The organism is Sphingopyxis sp. LC81 (genome assembly GCF_000756375.1).
In the GTDB taxonomy this organism is placed as follows: Bacteria; Pseudomonadota; Alphaproteobacteria; order Sphingomonadales; family Sphingomonadaceae; genus Sphingopyxis.
The window spans coordinates 263,217-276,062 of record NZ_JNFD01000001.1 but is presented as its reverse complement, the minus strand read 5'-3'; the positions used below and the strand labels follow the sequence as shown (position 1 = coordinate 276,062).

17 protein-coding genes are annotated in these 12,846 nt (G+C 62.9%); 1 reads left to right on the top strand and 16 read right to left on the bottom strand.

Features of this window, described 5'->3' with window-relative positions:
* Window positions 1–4 precede the first annotated feature (4 nt).
* The 13 genes from nuoK to FG91_RS01330 are packed head-to-tail and all read right to left on the bottom strand — an operon-like array spanning window position 5 to window position 10,358.
* Window positions 5–310, bottom strand: a complete 306-nt coding sequence (gene nuoK, locus FG91_RS01385; RefSeq protein WP_003051614.1) for an NADH-quinone oxidoreductase subunit NuoK — start codon at window positions 308–310, stop codon at window positions 5–7.
* Complete coding sequence (locus FG91_RS01380) at window positions 307–918, bottom strand: NADH-quinone oxidoreductase subunit J (RefSeq protein WP_037510833.1); 612 nt, start codon at window positions 916–918, stop codon at window positions 307–309. Before FG91_RS01380 ends, nuoK begins: the two co-directional genes overlap by 4 nt.
* A 12-nt stretch (window positions 919–930) precedes the next feature.
* A complete protein-coding gene (gene nuoI, locus FG91_RS01375) occupies window positions 931–1,419 on the bottom strand; it encodes an NADH-quinone oxidoreductase subunit NuoI (protein ID WP_037510831.1) in 489 nt (162 codons plus the stop codon).
* On the bottom strand, window positions 1,416–2,459 hold the full coding sequence (gene nuoH / locus FG91_RS01370; RefSeq protein WP_037510829.1) for an NADH-quinone oxidoreductase subunit NuoH: 1,044 nt from the start codon (window positions 2,457–2,459) through the stop codon (window positions 1,416–1,418). The genes nuoI and nuoH overlap by 4 nt, the downstream gene beginning before the upstream one ends.
* Window positions 2,456–2,593 carry a hypothetical protein gene (locus FG91_RS21945; RefSeq protein WP_156419661.1) on the bottom strand — a complete coding sequence of 46 codons (138 nt, stop codon included), beginning with the start codon at window positions 2,591–2,593 and terminating at the stop codon, window positions 2,456–2,458. The genes nuoH and FG91_RS21945 overlap by 4 nt, the downstream gene beginning before the upstream one ends.
* Window positions 2,590–4,602, bottom strand: a complete 2,013-nt coding sequence (gene nuoG, locus FG91_RS01365; protein ID WP_037510828.1) for an NADH-quinone oxidoreductase subunit NuoG — start codon at window positions 4,600–4,602, stop codon at window positions 2,590–2,592. The genes FG91_RS21945 and nuoG overlap by 4 nt, the downstream gene beginning before the upstream one ends.
* Complete coding sequence (locus tag FG91_RS01360) at window positions 4,595–5,326, bottom strand: hypothetical protein (protein WP_152567953.1); 732 nt, start codon at window positions 5,324–5,326, stop codon at window positions 4,595–4,597. Before FG91_RS01360 ends, nuoG begins: the two co-directional genes overlap by 8 nt.
* Window positions 5,323–6,612, bottom strand: a complete 1,290-nt coding sequence (gene nuoF, locus FG91_RS01355; protein WP_037510824.1) for an NADH-quinone oxidoreductase subunit NuoF — start codon at window positions 6,610–6,612, stop codon at window positions 5,323–5,325. The genes FG91_RS01360 and nuoF overlap by 4 nt, the downstream gene beginning before the upstream one ends.
* 3 nt (window positions 6,613–6,615) lie before the next feature.
* Window positions 6,616–7,284: a complex I 24 kDa subunit family protein gene (locus tag FG91_RS01350; RefSeq protein WP_037510821.1), complete on the bottom strand. Its 669-nt coding sequence runs from the start codon at window positions 7,282–7,284 to the stop codon at window positions 6,616–6,618.
* Window positions 7,284–8,501, bottom strand: coding sequence for an NADH-quinone oxidoreductase subunit D (locus tag FG91_RS01345; RefSeq protein WP_200878382.1), 1,218 nt, complete (start codon window positions 8,499–8,501; stop codon window positions 7,284–7,286). Before FG91_RS01345 ends, FG91_RS01350 begins: the two co-directional genes overlap by 1 nt.
* A gap of 35 nt (window positions 8,502–8,536) precedes the next feature.
* Window positions 8,537–9,433: an NADH-quinone oxidoreductase subunit C gene (locus FG91_RS01340; RefSeq protein ID WP_037510815.1), complete on the bottom strand. Its 897-nt coding sequence runs from the start codon at window positions 9,431–9,433 to the stop codon at window positions 8,537–8,539.
* Window positions 9,433–9,987 carry a NuoB/complex I 20 kDa subunit family protein gene (locus tag FG91_RS01335; RefSeq protein WP_037510811.1) on the bottom strand — a complete coding sequence of 185 codons (555 nt, stop codon included), beginning with the start codon at window positions 9,985–9,987 and terminating at the stop codon, window positions 9,433–9,435. The genes FG91_RS01340 and FG91_RS01335 overlap by 1 nt, the downstream gene beginning before the upstream one ends.
* Complete coding sequence (locus FG91_RS01330) at window positions 9,984–10,358, bottom strand: NADH-quinone oxidoreductase subunit A (RefSeq protein ID WP_037510808.1); 375 nt, start codon at window positions 10,356–10,358, stop codon at window positions 9,984–9,986. Before FG91_RS01330 ends, FG91_RS01335 begins: the two co-directional genes overlap by 4 nt.
* 229 nt (window positions 10,359–10,587) lie before the next feature.
* Between FG91_RS01330 and FG91_RS01325 the strand changes: the two genes are divergently transcribed.
* Window positions 10,588–11,070: a YbjN domain-containing protein gene (locus FG91_RS01325; RefSeq protein WP_037510805.1), complete on the top strand. Its 483-nt coding sequence runs from the start codon at window positions 10,588–10,590 to the stop codon at window positions 11,068–11,070.
* A 39-nt stretch (window positions 11,071–11,109) separates the two neighbouring features.
* Here FG91_RS01325 and FG91_RS01320 read toward each other — a convergent pair whose 3' ends face one another.
* Genes FG91_RS01320 through efp form a run of 3 tightly spaced genes read right to left on the bottom strand, consistent with a single transcriptional unit; the run spans window position 11,110 to window position 12,808 of the window.
* Window positions 11,110–11,931 carry an inositol monophosphatase family protein gene (locus FG91_RS01320; RefSeq protein WP_037510802.1) on the bottom strand — a complete coding sequence of 274 codons (822 nt, stop codon included), beginning with the start codon at window positions 11,929–11,931 and terminating at the stop codon, window positions 11,110–11,112.
* Window positions 11,928–12,245, bottom strand: a complete 318-nt coding sequence (locus FG91_RS01315) for a cupin (protein ID WP_037510800.1) — start codon at window positions 12,243–12,245, stop codon at window positions 11,928–11,930. The genes FG91_RS01320 and FG91_RS01315 overlap by 4 nt, the downstream gene beginning before the upstream one ends.
* The gene (efp, locus tag FG91_RS01310; protein ID WP_037510798.1) at window positions 12,245–12,808 is read right to left on the bottom strand and encodes an elongation factor P; all 564 of its coding nucleotides are present in this window, start codon (window positions 12,806–12,808) and stop codon (window positions 12,245–12,247) included. Before efp ends, FG91_RS01315 begins: the two co-directional genes overlap by 1 nt.
* Window positions 12,809–12,846 lie beyond the last annotated feature (38 nt).

The following is a 12,846-nucleotide window of genomic DNA, read 5'->3' as shown; positions in this document are numbered from 1 at the left end:
CGGTTTACCCCTTCATCCGGTTGGCATCGTCGACGGCAATGGTGCCGCGGCCGCGGAAGTAAATAACAAGAATGGCAAGACCGATGGCGGCTTCGCCCGCAGCGACGGTCAGAACGAACATCGAGAAGACCTGCCCGACGAGATCGCCGAGCGCGGCGCTGAACGCGACAAGGTTGATGTTCACCGCCAGCAAGATCAGCTCGATCGCCATCAGGATGACGATGATATTCTTGCGGTTGATGAAGATGCCGAGCACGCCGAGCGTGAAGAGCACCGCCGAAACGGCGAGATAATGGCCGACCGAAATCACAGTTCCATCCCCTGCCCGACGCCCGGATCGACGAGGCGCGTTGCCTCTTCGGGACGGCGCCGGTTCTGCGCCGAAATATTCTGGGTGCGCACGCCGCCGCGCTTGCGATGCGTCAGCACGATCGCGCCGATCATCGCGACGAGGAGGACGATGCCCGCCGCCTCGAACAGGAAGATATAGCGCGTGTAGAGCAACTCGCCGATCTGCTGGATATTGCTCTTGTCGGCGACCACCGGCGCAGCGCGCGCCGCGAGATCGACCCCGCCCGCGCTCCATGCACCGACCGCGAACACCAGTTCAGCGGCCAGGATGATCGCAACGAGCGCGCCGAGCGGCAGGTAACGCACGAAACCGGCGCGCAATTCGGCGAAATCGATGTCGAGCATCATCACGACGAACAGGAACAGCACCGCGACCGCACCGACATAGACGATGACAAGCAGCATCGCGATGAATTCGGCGCCCGCAAGCAGCATCAGCCCCGCCGCGTTGAAGAAAGCGAGGATCAGCCACATGACGCTGTGGACCGGATTGCGTGCGAAAATGACCATCGCGGCCGACGCAATGACGATCGTCGCGAACAGGTAAAAGGCGAAGAGTTGGATCATGTGCGCGCGCCCTTATCGATAGGGCGCGTCGGCGGCAAGATTCGCCGCGATCGCGCGTTCCCATTTGTCGCCATTGGCGAGCAGCTTGGCCTTGTCATAGAGCAGCTCTTCGCGCGTTTCGGTCGCGAATTCGAAGTTCGGTCCCTCGACCACCGCATCGACCGGGCACGCTTCCTGACAGAAGCCGCAGTAAATGCACTTGGTCATGTCGATGTCGTAGCGCGTCGTGCGGCGCGAGCCGTCTTCGCGCGGCTCGGCCTCGATCGTGATCGCCTGCGCCGGACACACCGCTTCGCACAGCTTGCACGCGATGCAGCGTTCCTCGCCGTTCGGATAACGGCGCAGCGCATGCTCGCCGCGGAAACGCGGGCTCAGCGGGTTCTTCTCGAACGGATAGTTGATCGTCGCCTTCGGCTTGAAGAAATATTTCAGCGTGAGGGCGTGCGCCTTCACAAACTCCCACAGCGTGAAGCTTTTAATGAGGTGGGCAATGGTACTCATGAATACCTCGTCAGCATCAGATAGCCGGAGATCAGGAAGATCCAGAGAAGCGAGATCGGGAGGAAGACCTTCCAGCCGAGCCGCATCAGCTGGTCATAGCGGTAGCGCGGGACGGTCGCCTTGACCCAGCTGAAGACGAAGAAGAAGAACAGGATCTTCGCGAACAGCCAGATGATGCCGGGGACGGCATAGAGCGGCGCCCAATCGATCGGCGGCAGCCAGCCGCCCCAGAACAGCACGGCGTTGAGCGTGCACATCAACAGGACGTTGGCATATTCGCCGAGCCAGAAGAGCGCGAAGCTCATCGACGAATATTCGGTCTGGTAACCCGCGACGAGCTCGCTTTCCGCTTCGGTCAGGTCGAACGGCGCGCGCGCGGTTTCGGCGAGCGAAGAGATGAGGAACATCACCGCGAGCGGGAAGAGCAGCAGGTTGAAGCCGAAGGCGTTGACGATGCCGAGCCCATGGCCCTGCTGCGCTTTCACGATCTCGTTCATGTTGAAGCTGTCGGCGAAAAGCACGACGCCGATCAAGATGAACCCGATCGACACTTCATAGGAAATCATCTGCGCCGAAGCGCGCATCGCCGAGAAGAAGGGATATTTCGAGTTTGACGCCCAGCCCGACAGGATCACTCCGTACACGCCGAGCGACGAAATCGCGAGGATGTAGAGCAATCCGACGTTGATGTCGGCGAGCACCGCGCCCGAATTGAACGGGATCACCGCCCACGCGAGCAGCGCGACGGTGAAGGTGATGATCGGCGCGATCAGGAACAGCCCGCGGTTCGCGCCCGACGGGACGATCGTTTCCTGCAGGAACACTTTCAGGCCGTCGGCAAAGCTCTGCAGCAGCCCGAAGGGACCGACGACGTTCGGACCACGGCGCAGCGCGATCGCCGCCCAGATCTTGCGGTCGGCATAGATGATCATCGCGACCGCGAGCATCAGCGGCAGCGCGATGAGCAGGATGCCCGCGATCGTCGCGACGCCCCACGCCCAATTCGGGTCCATGCCCCAGGAGATGAAGGTCTCGGTCATTTCCGGGTCCCGTCCTGGTTGCGCCAGCCGTTATGCGGACCGGGCTTTTCCGATTTGCGCGGGTTGAACCCGCGCCAGACCGAATAGCCCATTCCGACCAGCAGGATGCTGGCAATCGCATGCACCGGGGTCATTCCGCGGCCTCCGCAAAGTCTGCGCCATGGATCAGCTCTTCCGAGCAGCGCTGCATCGTCGGTGACGCGCGGCAGATGGCGTTGGTGAGGTAGAAATCCTTGATCGGCGAAGGGATCGCGCGCGCCTCGGGCTTCGCGGGCAACTTCGGCACCGTCCAGCCATAGTCGGCGATCCCTTCGACGCCGAGCGCCGGCACCGCGGCGATCATCGCCGCGCGGCACTGCGCAAAGCTGTCGAAACCGAGCGATACGCCGAGCGCATCGGCGAGCGCGCGGAAAATGCTCCAGTCCTCACGCGCGTCGCCCGGCGCGAACACCGCCTTCTCGCTGCGCTGGACGCGGCCCTCGGTGTTGACCGTGGTGAAGTCCTTCTCGGTCCACGCTGCGGCGGGCAGGATAACGTCGGCGGCATGCGCGCCCTTGTCACCATGGTGGCCGACATAGACCTTGAACGTATCCGGCAGTGCCGCAAAATCGACCTCGTCGGCGCCGAGGAAAAAAGCGAGCTTCGGCTTCGCCGCGATCACATCCTTGATTCCGCCGGGCAGGCCGTAACCGAGCATGAGCGAACCCATGCGCGCGGCCGAGAAATGCACCACGTTGAAGCCGTTCCAGCCGTCCTTGACCGCGTTCACCGACTTGGCGAGCGCGAGGCCTGCGCCGTGGACGCCGGGGACCGACAAAGCACCGCCACCGAAGACCAGCATCGGCCGCTCGGCGCCCTTGAGCGCGTCGAGCACCGCCGCGGGCAGCTTCGAAACCAGCGAAGCATCGTCGCCGAGCCACTGCGCCCTGTACGTCAGGTCGGTTTCGGGGCCGATCGCGAAGACCTTCGCGCCCTTCTTCCACACCGCCTTGCGGATGCGCGTGTTGATCAGCGGCGCTTCCCAGCGAAGGTTCGTGCCGACGAGCAGGATCACGTCGGCATTTTCGGCCTCGGCGATACCGGTGTTGAAATTGACCGCCGACAGGCTGGTGACATCATAGTCGAGCCCGGTCTGGCGCCCTTCGAGCAGATTGCCGCCGAGCGCGTTCACGAGCGACTTCGCGGCGAACATCGTCTCGCAATCGGCAAGGTCGCCCGCAATCGCGGCAACCGACGAGCCGGCCTTGACCGCCGCGATGGCCGCAAAGGCTTCGGCCCAGCTCGCAGGCTGAAGCGCGCCGTTCACGCGAACATAGGGCTGATCAAGGCGGCGGCGGGTCAGGCCGTCGACATGGTGGCGCGTCTTGTCGCTCGCCCATTCCTCGTTCACGTCGTCGTTGACGCGCGGCAGCACGCGCAGGACCTGACGGCCGCGCGCGTCGATGCGCACATTGGTGCCGACCGCGTCCATCATGTCGATGCCGAGCGTCTTCGAAAGCTCCCACGGGCGCGCTTCGAACGCATAGGGCTTGCTGGTCAGCGCGCCGACGGGGCAGAGATCGACGATATTGCCCGACAATTCGCTGCCTACGGCGCGTTCGAGGTACGACGTGATCTGCATATTCTCGCCGCGATAGATCGCGCCGACATCTTCGACGCCCGCGACTTCCTCCGCAAAGCGGACGCAGCGCGTACACTGGATGCAGCGGGTCATCACCGTCTTGACGATGGGACCCATATATTTTTCGGTGACCGCGCGCTTGTTCTCGTCATAGCGCGTCGCGCCGCGGCCATAGGCGACCGACTGGTCCTGCAAATCGCATTCGCCGCCCTGATCGCAGATCGGACAGTCGAGCGGGTGGTTGATGAGCAGGAACTCCATCACCCCTTCGCGCGCCTTCTTCACCATCGGGCTATCGGTCTTGATCACCTGCCCCTCGGCGGTCGGCAGCGCGCACGACGCCTGCGGCTTCGGCGGGCCCGGTGACACTTCGACAAGGCACATGCGGCAATTGCCGGCGATCGACAGGCGTTCGTGGTAGCAGAAGCGCGGGATTTCCTTCCCCGCCAGCTCGCACGCCTGCAGAACGGTCGCGCCCTGCGGGACGTCGAGTTCTACGCCATCTACGGTGACCTTAGGCATCGACAGAACTTTCAGATGAATTGCTGGCTTCTTGCAGGCGATAGAGTCCCTCGGCCAGAGCGCCGCGGAGGATTCCCCGTCCGAATCCTACGCTCTGCCCCGGCGGCATACAGGCCTGCAAATTCGGCAGAACCGCCGTAAGCGCTGAATTTTCCTCGGCAGTATAGATGTCGGACATCACCAGATTATGGCTTTCGACGGGAGCGATGCGCGCGACGCAATCGCCAAATTGCCGCAACGACAGAATCGTGTTCGGGACGGTGCCGGAAGCGAATTCTTTCGCGTAATCGCGTACCGGCAAATCCTTGAGTGCCGGGCTCGGCGCATCGCGATAGGTTTGACGATAAAGGGCGCCAAGCAGCTCGTACCGAAAAAGAAACGGCGTAAACGCCAGCTTCGACGCATATTTCGTCTGTCCGACTTTCGGCAAGCAACCGGGTTCGGTGACCTTGTCGCCAAATTTTCCGGCTTCCTCAGATTGCGGATCCATCGCGATGAATTCCAGCGCCAAACGACGCGCACGCGCGCTGTCGACGACGCAATCGGCGAAGGATTTCATCACGATTTCGCGCTGTTTGGCCGCGTTATCGGCGACGAGCGGCACATTGGGCGCATCCGGCTGGTGCAGATGCGATCCCTGCTGGGCGCCGGCAGGCGCCGACAGCTGTAATGCAGCCATCGCGATGCAGGTAAAACCCGCCAATCGGGACGAGGCCATCTTCACTCAGCCGCCTCCAGCGCGCCGCCATTCTCGCGGATGCGGCGTTCGATTTCGGGGCGGAAATGCTTGATCAGGCCCTGGATCGGCCACGCGGCGGCATCGCCGAGCGCGCAGATCGTGTGGCCTTCGACCTGCTTGGTCACGTCGAACAAAGTGTCGATCTCGCTGATGTCGGCGTCGCCAGTGCGCAGCCGCTCCATCACGCGCCACATCCAGCCGGTGCCCTCGCGGCACGGCGTACACTGGCCGCAGCTTTCATGCTTGTAGAAATAGCTGATGCGGCTGATCGCCTGAACGACGTCGGTCGACTTGTCCATCACGATCGCGGCCGCGGTGCCGAGGCCCGATCCGACGGCCTTCAGCCCGTCGAAGTCCATCGGCGCGTCCATGATTTCGGCCGCGGGGACGAGCGGAACCGACGAACCGCCCGGGATCACCGCGAGCAGGTTATCCCAGCCGCCCCGGATGCCGCCGCAATGCTTGTCGATCAGTTCGCGGAAGGTGATGCCCATCTCTTCCTCGACGACGCACGGGCGCTCGACATGGCCCGAGATCTGGAAGAGCTTGGTGCCCTTGTTATTCTCGCGCCCGAAGGAGGCGAACCACGGCGCGCCGCGGCGCAGGATCGTCGGGACGACCGCGATACTCTCGACATTGTTCACCGTCGTCGGGCAGCCATAGAGGCCCGCACCCGCCGGAAACGGCGGTTTCAGGCGCGGCTGGCCCTTCTTGCCTTCGAGGCTTTCGATCATCGCGGTTTCTTCGCCGCAGATGTATGCGCCGGCGCCGCGGTGGACGAAGACGTCGAAATCATAACCCGACTTGGCGGCATTCTTGCCGAGCAGGCCGGCGTCATACGCCTCCTGCACCGCGGCGAAGAGCGTCTCGGCCTCGCGGATGAACTCGCCGCGGATATAGATGTACGCCGCACGCGCGCGCATCGCGAAGCCCGCGATCAGCGCGCCCTCGATCAGCTTGTGCGGATCGTGGCGGATGATCTCGCGGTCCTTGCACGAGCCCGGTTCGGATTCGTCGGCGTTGATGACGAGGAAGCTCGGGCGGTCGGCGCGCGGTTCCTTCGGCATGAACGACCATTTAAGCCCCGTCGGGAAGCCCGCGCCGCCGCGGCCGCGCAGGCCCGACGCCTTGATCTCTTCGATGATCGCGTCCTGGCCGCGCTTCATCAGATCCTTGGTATTGTCCCAATCGCCGCGCGCCTGCGCCGATTTGAGGTTCCACGGCTGGAAGCCGTAGAGATTGGTGAAAATGCGATCCTTATCGGCCAGCATGGCTTACCATTCCTTCCGATAGTCGTGGTTGGCCTTGACCATTTCCTTCAGCGTCGTCGGGCCGCCGTCGGGCTCGCTCGTGTGGCGGTTCGCAAGCTGCGTCCCCGCCTTCGGCTGCTCGCCCGCAGCGAGCGCATCGAGGATGCGGACGGTGCTGTCATAATCGAGGTCTTCGTAATTATCGTCGTTGATCTGGACCATCGGCGCGTTGGTGCAAGTGCCCATGCACTCGACCTCGGTCAGCGTGAACAGACCGTCGGGCGTCGTCTTGCCTTTGACCATGCCGCGATTCTTGCACGCGGCCATCACATCGTCCGACCCGCGCAGCAGGCACGGCGTCGTGCCGCAGACCTGCACATGATAGCGGCCGACCGGCACGAGATTATACATCGTGTAGAAGGTCGCGACCTCATAGGCGCGGATGAAGGGCATATCGAGCGCGGCGGCGACATATTCGATCACCGGCACGGGCAGCCAGCCCTGCGTCTGGGTCTCGGCGCCGACCTGTCGCTGCGCGAGGTCGAGCAAGGGCATCACCGCCGAGCGCTGGCGGCCTGCGGGGTAGCGCGCAATGACCGCCTTCGCCTTCGCGGCATTTTCCGCCGTCCACGCAAAGGCGCCCCAGCGCGCGCGGGTTTCGATTTCGTCAGGAATATTGGGTGCGTCGGCCATTAGCGGTCACACTCTCCGAAAACGACGTCAATGGCGCCGATAATTGCGGTGGTATCGGCGAGCATGTGGCCTTTCGACATCATGTCCATCGCCTGAAGATGGCTGAACGCCGTCGGGCGGATCTTGCAACGATACGGCTTGTTGGTGCCGTCGCTGACCAGATAGACGCCGAATTCGCCCTTGGGGCTTTCGGTCGCGACATAGACTTCGCCCGCGGGGACGTGGAAACCCTCGGTATAGAGCTTGAAGTGGTGGATCAGCGATTCCATCGACTGCTTCATCTCGCCGCGCTTCGGCGGAACGACCTTGCGATCGAGGCTGGCGATCGGGCCGGTGGGCATGTCGCGGAGACACTGAAGGATGATGCGCGCCGACTGATAGACTTCCTGCACGCGGACCATGAAGCGGTCGTAGCAGTCGCCGCGGGTGCCGACGGGAATGTCAAAGTCCATCGAAGCATAGGCGTCATAGGGCTGCGACTTGCGCAAATCCCACGCGATGCCGCTGCCGCGGATCATCGGGCCCGAGAAGCCCCACGCGAGCGCATCTTCCTTCGACACCGTCGCGATGTCGACGTTGCGCTGCTTGAAGATGCGGTTGTCGATGACGAGGCTCATCGCGTCGCCGAACAGTTTCGGCAGGCGTTTTTCGCACCATTCGCCGATGTCGTAGAGCAGCCGCTCGGGGACATCCTGATGGACACCGCCCGGACGGAAGTACGCCGAGTGCATGCGTGCGCCCGAGGCGCGCTCGAAGAAATTGAGGCAATCCTCGCGCAGTTCGAACACCCAGAGGTTCGGGGTCATCGCGCCGACGTCCATGACGTGCGAGCCGATGTTGAGCATGTGATTGCAGATGCGCGTCAGCTCGGCGAACAGGGTGCGGAGATATTGCGCGCGCGCCGGCACTTCGAGGTCGAGCAGCTTCTCGATCGCGAGGACATAGCTGTGCTCCATGCCGAGCGGCGAGCAATAGTCGAGCCGGTCGAAATAGGGCAAAGCCTGCAGATAGGTCTTATACTCGATCAGCTTTTCGGTGCCGCGGTGGAGCAGCCCTACGTGCGGATCGACGCGCTCGATGATCTCGCCGTCGAGTTCCATAACCATGCGCAGCACGCCGTGCGCCGCGGGATGCTGTGGACCGAAGTTGATCGTGTAGTTCGTCACGACCTGATCGCCAACGGTATCGGCCGTATCGACCGGATAGCCTTCGAACATGTCGCTGCCGTGATGCTTGACCTGAGGAGAGTCGGTCATGCGTCGCCTCCTTTAGGCTTGCGCGGCGCGCGCGGCTTGGCTGGCGCCTTTTCGGCCTTTTTGGTTGCGGGCGTCTTGCCCTTCACCGCAGTGGTCGCCTTGGCGCCATCGCGGCTCGTCTTTGCAGCCTTGATGTTGGCCTTCGCCCCTGCCCCGGTCTGCTCGGGCTTTTCGGTGGTTTTCGGGGTCGGCGGCGGCGGCGCCTTTGCCGTGTCGTCGGCCTTCTTGACTTCGGCCGCGGTCATCGGCGTCGGCGCCCCCTTGCCTGGCGCTTCGCCCGTTCCGCCGGCTTTTTCATCGCCGGGCAGCACATAGTCGGCGCCTTCCCAAGGGCTGAGGAAGTCGAAATTGCGGAAATCCTGCGCGAGCTTCACCGGCTCATACACGACGCGCTTATCCTCTTCGGAATAGCGCAACTCGGTATAGCCGGTCAGCGGGAAATCCTTGCGCTGCGGGTGTCCCTGGAAACCATAGTCGGTCAGGATGCGGCGAAGGTCCGGATTGCCCGCGAACAGCACGCCGTACATGTCGAACACTTCGCGCTCGAGCCAGCCGGCGACCGGCCAGACAGGTACGATGCTCGGCACCGGCGTCGCTTCGTCAGTGCAGACGCGGACGCGCAGGCGATGGTTCTTGGTCACGCTGAGCAGGTGATAGACGACCTCGAACCGCTCGGCGCGGTCGGGATAGTCGACCCCGGCGATTTCCATCAGCTGCTGATATTCCATCTTGTCGCGCAGCGCGATCATCACGCCCGCGATCGCTTCGCGATCGACGGTGATGCTGTCTTCATCGGCGGCATGGACATGCACGAGCAAGTCCTTGCCGAGCAGCGCCTTCAGCTCCGCGTCGATATGGGCGCGGCGGGCGACGAGGGGTGCGGCATGGGTCATCAGCGTTCGATCGTCCCGGTGCGGCGAATCTTCCGCTGGAGTTGCATCACGCCATAGAGCAACGCCTCGGCCGTCGGCGGGCAGCCGGGGACATATATGTCCACGGGCACGATGCGGTCGCAGCCGCGCACGACCGAATAGCTGTAATGATAATAGCCGCCACCATTGGCGCAGCTGCCCATCGAGATGACATATTTCGGGTTCGACATCTGATCGTACACGCGGCGGAGCGCCGGGGCCATCTTGTTGCAGAGCGTACCCGCAACGATCATCACGTCCGACTGGCGCGGCGATGCACGCGGCGCGGCGCCGAAACGCTCCATGTCATAGCGCGGCATGTTGACGTGGATCATCTCGACCGCGCAGCATGCGAGGCCAAAGGTCATCCACCAAAGCGAGCCGGTGCGCGCCCAATTGAACAGATCCTCGGTCGAGGTAACGAGAAAGCCCTTGTCGCCTACCTCGCTGTTGAGGTCGTCGAAAAAGCTCTGGTCCGGGTTCGTACCGGGAGCGACCGGCATCTGGCCGGGCATGATGATGCTGGAAGTGCTCATTCCCAATCCAACGCGCCTTTTTTCCACGCGTACACAAGGCCGAGCGTGAGTTCGGCGAGGAAAATCATCATCGTGGCCCAACCGGCCCAGCCGATTTCCTCAAGGCTCACTGCCCAGGGAAAGAGGAAGGCGGCTTCGAGGTCGAAGATGATGAAAAGAATGGCGACGAGGTAGAAACGCACGTCGAACTGGCTGCGCGCGTCTTCAAAAGCGGGGAAACCGCATTCATATTCGGTCAGCTTCGCCGGATCGGGCTTGTGCGCCCCAGTCAGCCGCGCGACGCCCATCGGCAGGAAGACGAAGGCGGAGGACAGGCCGACGGCGACGACCAGAAAGATCAGGATCGGCAAATATTGCGTCAGATCGACCATGGGAGCTCGCAGTTCTGTTGTTCATATTTTGGGGTGTCTGCCACCCGTTTATCGGGGGCGCTTTAGGCCACGAAGCCGCGTGTCGCAAGCACTGCGGGCAGGAATTTCGTATCGCGTGTGACCAAAAGCACAAAGGCCGCTGGTGACAGGCCCTATCGCTGTGATACCCAACGCGAAAAGGGTCGGAGTACCGCGCTTTCAGGGCGCAACTTGGATAAAGGGAGCTTCCATGGGACCAACTACCACGCGCGCCGCACTCGCCTTGAGCGTTGCCGCACTTTTTGCGGCGACTCCGGCCCAGGCCGAGCTGATCAACGCGTCGAATCCCGCAACGATCAAGGCGATCCTCGAGTCGCAGGGCTGGCCCGCGACGCTGATCAGCAAGCCCGGCGACGATCCCTATCTCGAAAGCAATCGCAACGGCCTGAAATTCCTCGTTCTCTTCATGAACTGCGAAGAGAGCAAGAAGTGCAAGACACTGCAATATTATATGGGGTTCAGCGACGCGAAGGGCGTCTCGCTCGACAAGCTCAACAAGTGGAACAAGGACAAGCGTTTCGCCCGCGCCTATAAGGATGACGAGGGCGATCCGGTGCTCGAAATGGACGTCGACCTCGATTTCGCGGGCATCCCGCGCGAGAATGTCGGCGAGACGTTCAACACCTGGGCGTCGCTGATGGACAGCTTTCGCGAGTATGTTTTCGAGAAGTGATGTTGCGGCCCTCCCCTTCGCGGGGAGGGCGCAAGATTATCAGGCGTTGCGAAGCGCGCCCGCGACGAGCTTCTGCAGCTTCGAATGCACCGCGGCGCTGCCGGCGATAAATTCGCTGCGCTCGATCGCGCGGTCGCCGCCGCGGAAATCGCTGACGAAGCCGCCGGCTTCGCGCACGAGCAGCATGCCCGCGGCAACGTCCCAGACCTTGAGGTCGCTTTCCCAGAAACCGTCGTAACGGCCCGCAGCGACCCATGCGAGGTCGAGGCTGGCGGCGCCAAAGCGGCGGATGCCGGCGACTTCGGGGGCGACCGCACCGAAAATGCGGCTCCACTGGGCCATATTGCCGTGGCCCATGTACGGGATGCCGGTCGAGATCAGGCACTCGTTGAGGTGGCGGCGCGATGCGACGCGCAGGCGGCGGTCGTGCAGCCACGCGCCGCGCCCGCGTTCGGCCCAATAGCTTTCGTCGGTGACGGGCTGGTAGACGAGCGCCGCGGTGACGTCGCCCCAGCCGCCGCCGGGCTTCGGTTCCTGTACCGCGATCGAGATCGCGAAATGCGGGATCGCGTGGAGGAAGTTCGAGGTGCCGTCGAGCGGATCGATGATGAAGCGCGGCTTGCCGGGCTCGCCTTCGATAATTCCGCCTTCTTCGAGCACAAAGCCCCAGCCCGGACGATCGCGGCCGAGTTCGTCATACAGCGTACGCTCGGCCGCCTGATCGGCTTTCGACACGAAGTCGGCGGGGCCCTTCTGCGAGACCTGCAGATGCTCGATCTCGCCAAAGTCGCGGCGCAGCTTCGTGCCGGCCTTGCGCGCGGCGCGTTCCATGACGGTGATGATGCCCGATACGGCCACTATACGGATCCCTTACGTTCTACGACCAAAATGCGGGCCTCGCCCACCGGATGCGCGACATGTTCGTCGCCGACATCGGCTACAAACATGTCGCCGGCGGCGAGGCGCACAACATGCTCCTCGCCCGCCTCTCGATAATGCATGTCGACCGTCCCGGCGATGACGCAAAACAGTTCGGCGCCGTCGTTGACATGCCATTTATAAGGCTGGTCCGTCCAATGCAGGCGGACACTGGCGCCTTCGACCTCGACGAGATCGCGCGCCCCCCACGCGCGGTCGGCCCGAAAGCTCCGCGCGTCGGTGACGATCTTAGCCATCAGTCGGCGCGGCGGACATATTCGCGATCGTACACATGCACGACGATCTTGGTGCCGCTGGTGATGTGCGGCGGCACCATCACGCGCACGCCATTGTCGAGGATCGCGGGCTTGTACGACGACGACGCCGTCTGGCCCTTCACCACCGCGTCGGCCTCGACGATCGTCGCTTCGATCGTTTCGGGGAGTTCGACCGAGATCGGGCGTTCTTCCCAAAGCTCGAGCACGACGTCCATGCCGTCCTGCAGGAATTCATGCGCGTCGCCGACGACATCCTTCGAGATATTGATCTGCTCGAAGCTGTCCTTGTCCATGAACACCAGGTCGTCGCCCTCGGCATAGAGGAACTGGAAATCCTTGGTGTCGAGGCGGACCTTTTCGACCGTATCGGCGCTGCGGAAGCGGTTGTTGAGCTTGCGGCCGTCGATCAGGTTCTTGGCTTCGACCTGCATATAGGCGCCGCCCTTGCCCGGCTGGGTGTGCTGGATCTTGGTGACCTTCCAGATCCCCTTTTCAAATTCGATAATATTGCCGGGACGGATTTCAACGCCGGTGATTTTCATCGCGCACACTCACTAGACAAGGATGGAAAGAGCAAAGC

Excerpts from the sequence above, each read along its gene's own strand:
- FG91_RS01380 (WP_037510833.1), bottom strand. The coding sequence starts at position 918 with ATGATCCAACTCTTCGCCTTTTACCTGTTCGCGACGATCGTCATTGCG.
- nuoI (WP_037510831.1), bottom strand. The coding sequence starts at position 1,419 with ATGAGTACCATTGCCCACCTCATTAAAAGCTTCACGCTGTGGGAGTTT.
- nuoH (WP_037510829.1), bottom strand. The coding sequence starts at position 2,459 with ATGACCGAGACCTTCATCTCCTGGGGCATGGACCCGAATTGGGCGTGG.
- FG91_RS21945 (WP_156419661.1), bottom strand. The coding sequence starts at position 2,593 with ATGACCCCGGTGCATGCGATTGCCAGCATCCTGCTGGTCGGAATGGGC.
- nuoG (WP_037510828.1), bottom strand. The coding sequence starts at position 4,602 with ATGCCTAAGGTCACCGTAGATGGCGTAGAACTCGACGTCCCGCAGGGC.
- nuoF (WP_037510824.1), bottom strand. The coding sequence starts at position 6,612 with ATGCTGGCCGATAAGGATCGCATTTTCACCAATCTCTACGGCTTCCAG.
- FG91_RS01350 (WP_037510821.1), bottom strand. The coding sequence starts at position 7,284 with ATGGCCGACGCACCCAATATTCCTGACGAAATCGAAACCCGCGCGCGC.
- FG91_RS01345 (WP_200878382.1), bottom strand. The coding sequence starts at position 8,501 with ATGTTCGAAGGCTATCCGGTCGATACGGCCGATACCGTTGGCGATCAG.
- FG91_RS01340 (WP_037510815.1), bottom strand. The coding sequence starts at position 9,433 with ATGACCCATGCCGCACCCCTCGTCGCCCGCCGCGCCCATATCGACGCG.
- FG91_RS01335 (WP_037510811.1), bottom strand. The coding sequence starts at position 9,987 with ATGAGCACTTCCAGCATCATCATGCCCGGCCAGATGCCGGTCGCTCCC.
- FG91_RS01330 (WP_037510808.1), bottom strand. The coding sequence starts at position 10,358 with ATGGTCGATCTGACGCAATATTTGCCGATCCTGATCTTTCTGGTCGTC.
- FG91_RS01325 (WP_037510805.1), top strand. The coding sequence starts at position 10,588 with ATGGGACCAACTACCACGCGCGCCGCACTCGCCTTGAGCGTTGCCGCA.
- FG91_RS01315 (WP_037510800.1), bottom strand. The coding sequence starts at position 12,245 with ATGGCTAAGATCGTCACCGACGCGCGGAGCTTTCGGGCCGACCGCGCG.
- efp (WP_037510798.1), bottom strand. The coding sequence starts at position 12,808 with ATGAAAATCACCGGCGTTGAAATCCGTCCCGGCAATATTATCGAATTT.